This window comes from Streptomyces sp. NPDC101166 (genome assembly GCF_044768125.1).
Classification (GTDB): domain Bacteria; phylum Actinomycetota; class Actinomycetes; order Streptomycetales; family Streptomycetaceae; genus Streptomyces.
Genome location: NZ_JBIWPF010000048.1, coordinates 1 through 7,630, shown reverse-complemented (window position 1 = coordinate 7,630; position 7,630 = coordinate 1). Strand labels below are relative to the sequence as shown.

The 7,630-nt window shown below is 70.5% G+C and carries 6 protein-coding genes and 1 tRNA gene; 1 reads left to right on the top strand and 6 read right to left on the bottom strand.

The features are described from left to right. Positions 1 to 172: 172 nt before the first annotated feature. The 4 genes from ACIRS4_RS36055 to ACIRS4_RS36040 form a co-directional block, all read right to left on the bottom strand. Positions 173 to 1,609 carry a GH1 family beta-glucosidase gene (locus ACIRS4_RS36055; RefSeq protein WP_404204154.1) on the bottom strand — a complete coding sequence of 479 codons (1,437 nt, stop codon included), beginning with the start codon at positions 1,607 to 1,609 and terminating at the stop codon, positions 173 to 175. A gap of 130 nt (positions 1,610 to 1,739) precedes the next feature. Next, on the bottom strand, positions 1,740 to 2,642 hold the full coding sequence (locus tag ACIRS4_RS36050) for a carbohydrate ABC transporter permease (RefSeq protein ID WP_404204152.1): 903 nt from the start codon (positions 2,640 to 2,642) through the stop codon (positions 1,740 to 1,742). A gap of 11 nt (positions 2,643 to 2,653) precedes the next feature. Beyond that, positions 2,654 to 3,664, bottom strand: coding sequence for a carbohydrate ABC transporter permease (locus ACIRS4_RS36045; protein WP_404204156.1), 1,011 nt, complete (start codon positions 3,662 to 3,664; stop codon positions 2,654 to 2,656). 5 nt (positions 3,665 to 3,669) lie between these two features. Continuing rightward, a complete protein-coding gene (locus ACIRS4_RS36040) occupies positions 3,670 to 5,040 on the bottom strand; it encodes an extracellular solute-binding protein (RefSeq protein ID WP_404204150.1) in 1,371 nt (456 codons plus the stop codon). A gap of 390 nt (positions 5,041 to 5,430) precedes the next feature. Between ACIRS4_RS36040 and ACIRS4_RS36035 the strand changes: the two genes are divergently transcribed. Then, complete coding sequence (locus tag ACIRS4_RS36035; protein ID WP_404204148.1) at positions 5,431 to 6,486, top strand: LacI family DNA-binding transcriptional regulator; 1,056 nt, start codon at positions 5,431 to 5,433, stop codon at positions 6,484 to 6,486. Between the two features lie 153 nt (positions 6,487 to 6,639). Here ACIRS4_RS36035 and ACIRS4_RS36030 read toward each other — a convergent pair. Together ACIRS4_RS36030 and orn are read right to left on the bottom strand one after the other, a co-directional pair. Next, positions 6,640 to 6,712: transfer RNA gene (locus tag ACIRS4_RS36030), tRNA-His, on the bottom strand. Positions 6,713 to 6,819: 107 nt separating this feature from the next. Then, the gene (gene orn / locus ACIRS4_RS36025) at positions 6,820 to 7,422 is read right to left on the bottom strand and encodes an oligoribonuclease (RefSeq protein WP_130436633.1); all 603 of its coding nucleotides are present in this window, start codon (positions 7,420 to 7,422) and stop codon (positions 6,820 to 6,822) included. Between the last annotated feature and the right edge of the window lie 208 nt (positions 7,423 to 7,630).

Here is a 7,630-nt window from a genome sequence, read left to right as displayed (position 1 = left end):
CCACCTTTTTTGGCGGGTTTGGCCCGGTGGATCCCCGGCTCCCCCCCCGCGGGGCCCCCCTATGGGTTTGCGCGGGGCAGGTCCCGGGCGGTGGGGCCCCGGGGGGGGGGGCCGGGGGGGGCGCGCCCCCCCCCGGGGGGGCCCGCGCCCCGTCCCCCGCTCCCCCGGAGGGTCAGGTGGTCTCAAGCGCCGGCAGCGTCCCCGTCTTCGCCGCCTGGGCGTACCACAGGGCACTCGACTTCGGGGTGCGGGCCAGCGTCGCGTAGTCCACGTACACCGCGCCGAACCGCTTCTGATAGCCGTACGCCCACTCGAAGTTGTCCATCAGGGACCACAGGAAGTAGCCCCGGACGTCAGCGCCTTCCGCGATGGCGCGGCGGACCGCCCGCAGATGACCGTGGAGGTAGGCCACGCGCTCCGGGTCGTGCACCCGGCCGTCGGCGTCCGGCTTGTCGTCGTAGGCCGCGCCGTTCTCCGTGATGTAGAGCGGCAGGCCCGGGGCCTCCTTGGTGTAGCGCATGATCAGGTCGTGCAGGCCCGTCGGGTCGACCGTCCAGCCCATCTCGGTGCGCTCGCCCGGCGTCTGGTGGAAGGCGACGTCGTCCGCACCGGGCCAGGGGGTGTGCGAGCTCGCGCCGTGACCGTCCGCGCGCGGGCCCTTCGGGTCCGCGTCCGCCGCCGAGACCAGCGTGGGCGTGTAGTAGTTGAGGCCCAGCGCGTCCAACGGCTGCTGGATCGCGCGCAGATCGCCGTCGAGGACGAACGACCAGTCCGTGAGCGACGACGTCGAGGCGAGCAGCGTCTCCGGGTACGCGCCGCGCAGCAGCGGGCCGTGGAAGACGCCGTTGGCCAGGTCGTCGATCGTCCGGACGGCGGCGAGATCGGCCTCCGTCTGAGAAAGGGGCCGCACCACCGAGGAGTTGAGGCTGATCGCGATCGAGTTGCGGGCCGGCATCGCCGACCGCAGCGCGGACGTGCCCAGACCGTGCGCCAGGTTGAGGTGGTGCGCGGCGCGCAGCGAGGCCGCCGGGTCCGTGCGGCCCGGCGCGTGCACCCCGGAGGCGTAGCCGAGGAACGCGCTGCACCACGGCTCGTTCAGCGTGATCCACTGCTCCACCCGGTCGCCGAGCGCCTCCCCGACGATCTGCGCGTACTCGGCGAACCGGTGCGCCGTGTCGCGCTCCGGCCAGCCGCCCGCGTCCTCCAGCTCCTGAGGGAGGTCCCAGTGGTACAGGGTGATCGCCGGCTTGATGCCCTTGTCCAGCAGCTCGTCCACCAGACGGCGGTAGAAGTCCAGGCCCACCTGGACCGCGGGGCCGCGCCCGGTCGGCTGGACCCGCGACCACGAGATGGAGAAGCGGTACGCCGACAGGCCCAGCTCCGCCATCAGCGCCACGTCGTCGCGGTAGCGGTGGTAGTGGTCGACGGCGATGTCACCGGTCTCGCCGCCGGCGGTCCTGCCCGGCGTGTGGCTGAAGGTGTCCCAGATCGACGGGGTGCGGCCGTCCTCCCGCACCGCCCCCTCGATCTGGTACGCGGAGGTCGCGGCGCCCCAGAGGAAGGCGGGGGGAAAGGTCACCGGGGTGGCCGACTGTGCGGACTCAGGCATGGAAGCGCTCCCATGGTTGGTCGTCGAGGTCGTCGCCGACCGACGGAGGATGGGGGGTGAGGTGATGCGGGTGGTACGGAGGGGCCGAGGCGGCGATGACCCGGCCCCCGACAAGAGGGGACGGTGGGCCTCAGCCCTTCACCGCACCCTGCATGATGCCGCCCACGATCTGCTTGCCGAAGATCGCGAAGACCAGCAGGAGGGGGAGCGTGCCCAGGAGCGCGCCCGCCATGATCAGCGACTGGTCCGGCGTGTAGCCGCGGCCCAGCGCCGCGAGCGAGACCTGGACGGTGGGGTTGCCCGTCTGACTCAGCACCAGGAAGGGCCACAGGAAGTCGTTCCACGTCTGCACGAACATCAGCATGCCGAGCACCGCCATCGCGGGTCGCGCCGCGGGGAACACCACGTGCCACACCACGCGCCAGCTGCTCGCGCCGTCCACCCGGGCGGCCTCGATGATCTCGTCGGGCAGCGCCTGCATCAGGTACTGCCGCATGAAGAACACACCGAAGGCGCTGACCAGCGAGGGCAGGATCACCGCCTGGAGCTGGTCGGTCCACTGCAGCTTGGCGACCATCATGTACAGCGGGATCACGCTCAGCTGCGGCGGCACCATCATCGTGCCGATCACGATCAGCATCAGCGCGCCCCGGCCCTTGAACCTCAGCTTGGCGAAGGCGAAACCGGCGATCGTGGACAGGAACACGATGGTGGCCGCCGAAGTCCCGGCCACGATCGTCGTGTTGATGAACGCCGTGCCCAGGTTGGCGCCGTTCCACGCCTCGTCGAGATTGGTGAACAGGTTCGAGCCGAACCAGAACGGCGGCGGCGTCTGCGCCAGCCGGCTGTTGTCGCGGGAGGCGGCGATCGCCGTCCACAGCAGCGGGAACAGCGAGCCGAGGGTGAACAGGCCCAGGATCACGTACGAGAGGGGGCCGGCGTGCAGCGTGCCGCCGGCACGGGCCGACTTGGGCCGCCGCACACGGCCGGGTTTCCTCACGGTCGTATCCGGCGGGGTCAGTGTCGTCGTCACGGCCGGTACTCCTAACTACTGGCGCGCAGCCGGCGCGAGATGACGTAGTTGACGATGCCGACCACGATCAGGATCAGGAACATGGTCCAGGCGATCGCGGAGGCGCGGCCGAGGTGCTGGTTCACCCAGCCCTGCTCGTACAGGTACAGGCCCAGCGTCTGGAACTGGTGTTCCGCGCCGCCGGACGCGCCCTTGTTCGGGTCGAACAGCAGCGGCTCGCCGAAGACCTGGCTCGCGCCGATGGTGGAGACGACCACGGTGAACAGGATCGTGGGCCGCAGCGACGGCAGCGTCACATGGAAGAACTGCTGCCAGCGGCTCGCGCCGTCCAGCGCCGCCGACTCGTAGAGGTCCTGCGGGATCGCCTGCATCGCCGCCAGGTAGATCAGCGCGTTGTAGCCGGTCCAGCGCCAGATGATGATCGAGGACACCGCGAACTGGGACGGCCACTTGTCGTTCTGCCAGTCGACCGGGCTGATCCCGACGAGGTCCAGTCCCCAGTTGATCATGCCGTAGTCGCGCCCGAAGAGCAGCACGAAGACGAGCGAGGCGGCCGCGATGGACGTCGCGTACGGCGCCAGCATCGCGACCCGGTAGAAGGTCGAGGCGCGCAGCCTGTAGTTGAGGATGTGCGCGATGCCCATCGCCATCAGCAACTGCGGCACCGTGGAGATGATGCCGATCGTGAGCGTGTTGCGCGCCGCGTTCCAGAAGAACTCGTCGTCGAAGATCCGGGTGTAGTTGCGCAGCCCGACCCAGTTCATGTCGGTGGGCGCGGTCATCTCCACCTGGTGCAGCGACGCCCAGCCCGTGTAGAGCAGCGGGAACAGTCCGAACGCCAGGAACAGCAGGAAGAACGGCGAGACGAAGGCGTACGGGCTCCAGCGCAGGTCCCGCTGCCAGCGGCGGGACAGCCTTGAGCGGCGCCGCAGTTCCGCCTCCGTCGGTACGGCGGGCGGGCGGCCCGGGGCCGCGCCCCCCTCCTTCACGGGGGGCGCGGCGGTGTCGTGGCGGGTGGCCATGCGGGTCACTTGTCCAGGCTGTTGTCGATGGTCTTGGTGGCGTTCGCCCAGGCCTCTTCGGTGGACTTGCCCTTCGTCACCAGGATGACGCCGTTGTCGCTCAGGCCCTGCTGGATGATCTGGTCCTTCGGGCCGATCACCTGGACCGGGGCGGACTTGGCGGCCTGGGCGAAGATCGTGCCGATGTTGGCGCTGCCGGTCATCTGGTTGGTGGCGCCGGTGACTTCGGGCATCGTGTACGCGCCGGGCGCGCTCGGGAAGGAGCCCTGCACCTTGAACAGCTTGGCCTGCTGCTCGGGCGCGGTCAGCCAGGCGACCAGCTTCTCGGCCTCCTTCACGTGCTTGCCGCTGGAGGGCACGCCCAGGAAGCTGCCGCCCCAGTTGCCGGACTTCGGGGCCACCGCGACGGCCCACTTGCCGGAGGACTCGGGCTTCGACTTGCCCTTGATGGTGCCGAGCATCCACGGCGGGCAGGCCACGGTGGCGAACTTGCTGTTCGCGATCGTCTGGTCCCAGCTCGGCTGGAACTGGGGAACACCCTGCACCAGGCCCTCCTGGGCGGCCTTCGCGGTCAGGTTGAAGCCGGCCCGGACGGCGGGGTTCGTCTTGTAGATGATCTCGCCGGAGGAGTCGTAGAACTTCTCCTTCTCACTGGAGAGGACGGCGTTGAGCAGACCGCCGGGGGAGTCCATGAAGAAGGTGCCCGCGGGGGCCTTCGCCTTGTACTTCTTGCCGGTCTCGATGAACTTGTTCCAGTCGCCCGCCCACAGCTGGCCGACCGCCGCCGGGTCGGTGGGCAGACCGGCCGCCTTGAACAGGTCCGTGCGGTAGCAGATGGCCATCGGGCCGACGTCGGTGCCGAGCCCGATCGTCTTGTTGTCCTTGGTCGTGGCCTGCGCCCACTTCCAGTCCAGCCAGTTGCTCTTGTTCACGCCCGAGACCTTGGACATGTCCTGGAACTTGGCGGCCTGGGTGGTGGTGACCTCGGATATGTTCGCGACTTCGATGGCCTGGACGTCCTGCAGGCCGCTGTTGGTGGTGAGGTGGTTCACCAGCGCCGGGTAGTAGTTCTCGTTCCGCTCGATCACGTTCTCGGCGATCTTGATGTTCGGGTTGAGCTTCTCGTACTCGGCGTAGAGGCCGGCCTCTTTGAAGCCCATGGTGCCGAAAAGGCCCAGCGTGATCGTGGTCTTGCCCTTGCCGTCTCCGGACGAGCCCTTGTCGTCGTCCTTCTTGCCGTCGTCGGCACAGCCGGCCAGCAGCCCGGCGCCCAGCGCGGCCACGGCCGCGATGACGACCGTCTTGCGCGTCCCGCGGGCGATACGGGTGCCCCCGCCCGACCGAAGCCGGGAGTGGGGGAGGGTACGTGCTCGCATTGCGTCCTCCTGTTGCCCTGACGTGCCGACCCCCCGGCCAACTGCATGGTTGGACCCGTTAGTTTCTCGCTGCGGCTCGGGCGGGGAACGTGCGGGATGTGTATGTGTCAGGTACCGTGGGAGCGCTCCCACAAGTGATGTGTTGAAGAGTCGCGGGTTCCGCCGGGGGTGTCAAGGGCGGGAGCGCGGAAGGATGTGTTCAGTTATCGGCCTGTTAGCTAACTCCGGCGGGTGACGTTTTTCGGCCGGGACCGGGACGGGCCGGCGCGAGAGCTCCCGGTGGCCGCGGGCCCCCGGGAGCCGAGGTGAGAGCCCTGGTGACGGCGGGCCGAACGGGCGGGACTGTTAGATTCCAGGCCAGCGGGATGACGACGCGGGAAGGCGGGGCTCATGGCAAGCCACTCAGCGCGGAGCCGGAGCGGTGGGCGGCCCACCCTCGAAGAGGTGGCCGCGCGCGCCGGCGTGGGCCGGGGCACGGTCTCGCGGGTCATCAACGGCTCGCCGAGGGTCAGTGACGCGACCCGCGCGGCCGTGGAGGCGGCGGTCGCCGAACTCGGCTACGTCCCCAACACCGCCGCACGCGCCCTCGCCGCCAACCGCACGGACGCCATCGCCCTCGTCGTCCCCGAGCCGGAGACCCGCTTCTTCGCCGAACCGTACTTCTCGGACATCGTGCGCGGCGTGGGCGCCGAACTCTCCGACACCGAGATGCAGTTGCTGCTGATCTTCGCGGGCAGCGACCGTGAGCGGCGAAGGCTGGCCCAGTACCTGGCGGCGCACCGGGTGGACGGCGTCCTGCTGGTCTCGGTGCACGCGAACGACCCGCTCCCCGATCTCCTCGCCCAGCTGGAGATCCCGGCCGTGATCAGCGGACCCCGCTCCGCCGCGGAGACCCTGCCGTCCGTCGACTCCGACAACTACGGCGGCGCCCGCTCCGCCGTGGAGCATCTGCTCGCCCAGGGCCGCCGCCGTGTCGCGCACATCACCGGCCGCCTCGACGTGTACGGCGCCCAGCGTCGCGTCGACGGCTACCGCGACGCCCTGCGCGACGCGGGGTGCGAGGTGGACGAGGGTCTCGTGCAGCCCGGTGACTTCACCGAGGAGGGCGGCCGGCGTGCGATGGCCGATCTGCTCGCCCGCACTCCGGGTCTGGACGCCGTCTTCGCGGGCTCCGACGTCATGGCGGCCGGCGCCCGCCAGGCGCTCCGCGAGGCGGGCCGCCGTATCCCCGACGACGTGGCCCTGGTGGGCTACGACGACTCCGCGATCGCCCGTCACATGGACCCGCCCCTGACCAGCGTCCGCCAGCCCATCGAGGAGATGGGCCGCCGGATGCTGGACCTCCTCCTCACCGAGATCGCGGACCGCCGCCCGACGGTCTCCCGCGAACTGGAACCCCGCCAGGTGGTCCTGGCGACGGAACTGGTGCAGCGGGCGTCGTCGTAGGCGGGGCGCCGAGCTCCGCGCAGGGCCCTTGGATCGTGGCGGTGACGAAGCTCACCGCCGGCGGGGAGGGCGCTGCGCGGGCAGGGTCCCGTACAAGAGGCGAAACGCGTCAAGGGCTGATCCGCTTTCACGGATCAGCCCTTGACGGGTGAGGGTGAGTGACGGGACTCGAACCCGCGGCATCCTGGACCACAACCAGGTGCTCTACCAGCTGAGCTACACCCACCATGACCGGCGGTTCACTGGGTGGTTTCCCCTACCGGCCGAGAAAAAGTGTACAGGGTCCGAAGGGGTGCTCGCGCACGGCTTTCCCGGGGGGTCGGATCGGCGTCGTCACCGCCCCGGCAGGACGTGCTTGGCGGCGATCGCCTTGGCGGTGTCGGAGTCCGGGCCGGGCTGCGGTACGAAGACGGCCTCGCGGTAGTAGCGCAGTTCGGCGATGGACTCGCGGATGTCGGCGAGGGCGCGGTGGTTGCCGTTCTTCTCGGGGCTGTTGAAGTAGGCCCGCGGGTACCAGCGCCGGGCCAGCTCCTTGATCGAGGAGACGTCGACGATCCGGTAGTGGAGGTAGCCCTCCAGGGTCGGCATGTCGCGCAGGAGGAAGCCCCGGTCGGTGCCGACGGAGTTCCCGCACAGCGGAGCCTTGCCGGGTTCCTTGACGTGCTCGCGGACGTAGGCGAGGACCTGCTCCTCGGCGTCGGCCAGCGTGGTGCCGGCGGCGAGTTCGTCCAGCAGGCCGGACGCGGTGTGCATCTGACGCACCACCTCCGGCATCGTCTCCAGCGCCGAGTCCGGCGGACGGACGACGATGTCGACGCCGTCGCCGAGGATGTTCAGCTCGGAGTCGGTGACGAGGGCGGCTACCTCGATGAGAGCGTCGTCGGACAGCGAGAGGCCGGTCATCTCGCAGTCGATCCACACCATGCGATCGTTCATGCGACCACCCTAAGGCTGACATCCGCGGATGCGATGCCCCCGGTGGGCGCGACTGCCCCGGGGCTCCGCCCCGAGGGACGGGGAGGGACGGGCGGGGGGGGGGGGGGGGCCCGCCCCCCCCCCCCCCCCCCCCCCGCCCCACCCCCCCCCCGCGCCCCGCCGGCGCGCCCCGGGGGCCCCCCCCCCCGCCCCCGCCGGGGGGGCCGGG